This window comes from Oryzomonas rubra, from assembly GCF_008369015.1.
Taxonomy (GTDB): domain Bacteria; phylum Desulfobacterota; class Desulfuromonadia; order Geobacterales; family Pseudopelobacteraceae; genus Oryzomonas; species Oryzomonas japonica.
The window spans coordinates 1-1,690 of the sequence record NZ_SRSD01000020.1; the positions used below are offsets into that span (position 1 = coordinate 1).

Annotated in this window: 3 protein-coding genes; all 3 read right to left on the reverse strand. The window is 60.5% G+C overall.

Features of this window, described 5'->3' with window-relative positions:
* Window positions 1-140: YezD family protein (locus ET418_RS18595; RefSeq protein ID WP_149310027.1), on the reverse strand; the 140-nt coding region annotated here is incomplete at its 3' end.
* A complete protein-coding gene (gene cysK, locus ET418_RS18010; RefSeq protein WP_149310029.1) occupies window positions 141-1,094 on the reverse strand; it encodes a cysteine synthase A in 954 nt (317 codons plus the stop codon). It abuts the gene before it with no gap.
* Between the two features lie 62 nt (window positions 1,095-1,156).
* On the reverse strand, window positions 1,157-1,618 hold the full coding sequence (locus ET418_RS18015) for an RrF2 family transcriptional regulator (protein WP_149310031.1): 462 nt from the start codon (window positions 1,616-1,618) through the stop codon (window positions 1,157-1,159).
* Between the last annotated feature and the right edge of the window lie 72 nt (window positions 1,619-1,690).

A 1,690-nucleotide genomic window follows, 5' to 3' on the forward strand; every position in this document is an offset into this window, starting at 1 on the left:
ATCTTCTCGCTCTTGTCCACCTGGATCACCCGGCCGTCCTGCACCACCAGGGTCACCGTGCCGAAACGGATCGAGCTCAGCGCCTCACGCACGACCTGTTCCAGATCCCGGCTCCATGGCTCAGGGGGCGGGGCGGCCACCTAGATGCCCTCGAACAGCGGCGTGGAGAGGTAGCGCTCAGCCGCGTCGGGAAGGATGGCTACAATGGTCTTGCCGGCAAATTCGTCCAGTTTGGCGAGTCGCACCGCGGCCGCCGCCGCAGCACCGCTGGAGATACCCACCAGGAGACCTTCTTCGCGGGAGAGGCGCTTGGCGAATTCGATGGCTTCGTTGCTCTCCACCTGCTCGACCCGGTCAATCACCTTGAGGTCGAGGGTGTCGGGGATGAAGCCCGCGCCGATGCCCTGGATCTTGTGGGGGGCCGGTTTAATTGCCTGGCCGGCCAGGAACTGGCTGATGACCGGGCTCTCCTTGGGCTCCACCGCCACGGAGATGATCTTCTTTCCCTTGGTGTTCTTGATGTACCGGGAGATGCCGGTGATGGTGCCGCCGGTGCCTACCCCGGCCACGACCACGTCCACTGCGCCGTCCGTGTCGTTCCAGATCTCAGGACCGGTGGTCTTCTCGTGGATCTCCGGGTTGGCCGGGTTCTTGAACTGCTGGGGGATGAAGTATTTCTTGGGGTCGGAGGCGGCGATCTCCTCGGCCTTGGCAATGGCGCCTTTCATCCCTTCGGCGCCCGGGGTGAGGATCAGGTTGGCACCAAGGGCGGCCAATACCCGGCGGCGTTCGATACTCATGGTCTCGGGCATGGTCAGGGTCAGTTTGTAGCCCCGGGCCGCGGCCACGTAGGCCAAAGCGATGCCGGTGTTGCCGCTGGTCGGTTCGATGATCTCCACGCCCGGCTTGAGCACCCCGCGCTTCTCGGCATCCCAGATCAGGTTGGCCCCGATGCGGCACTTGACCGAGTAGGCCGGGTTGCGCCCTTCGACCTTCACCAGGACCGTGGCCTTGGCCCCGTCAACGACGTGGTTCAGTTTGATCAGCGGTGTGTTACCGATGGATTGGGAGTTGTCTGCGTAGATGGTGCTCATGGTTATTCTCCTTTCAGATGTTTACTACCTATAGAAATACTAGATCAAAAGGGCAAAAAAACTCAGATGCTGAAATCCAGCACGTTTGCCCGCTTGCTCCGCTCGGTCTCGCTCCGCTCAAGCATGTCCGCCAGGGTCAGGCTGTCCAGCACCTGGGCCAGGGCCTTGTTGACATCAACCATCACCAGCCGGATGCCGCAGGTCGCCTCGTCGTCGCATTCGTCGCACTTGGCATAGTTGGTCTCGCTCAAGCACTGCACCGGCGCCAGGTCACCCTCAAGGATTCGTACCACGCTGCCCAGGGTAATCTTGGCGGGTGGGGAGGCCAGGTAGTAGCCGCCCCCCTTGCCGATCCTGCTCTGGAGGATGCCGCCCTTGCGCAGGGACAGGAGGATGAACTCCAGAAACTTCTTGGGGATGTTCCCGGCCTTGGCCAGGTCGGAAATCAATACCGGCTGGGAGGTGGGCTGCCCGGCCAGATGATAGAGCGCCTTAAGCGCGTATTTGGTCTTTTTCGATATCATGTCTAGTTGAACTATAGATAAAATAAATATACCCGGACGTCAAGGACTTTTTTATTTTATTTATACCCGATA

Excerpts from the sequence above, each read along its gene's own strand:
- cysK (WP_149310029.1), bottom strand. The coding sequence starts at position 1,094 with ATGAGCACCATCTACGCAGACAACTCCCAATCCATCGGTAACACACCG.
- ET418_RS18015 (WP_149310031.1), bottom strand. The coding sequence starts at position 1,618 with ATGATATCGAAAAAGACCAAATACGCGCTTAAGGCGCTCTATCATCTG.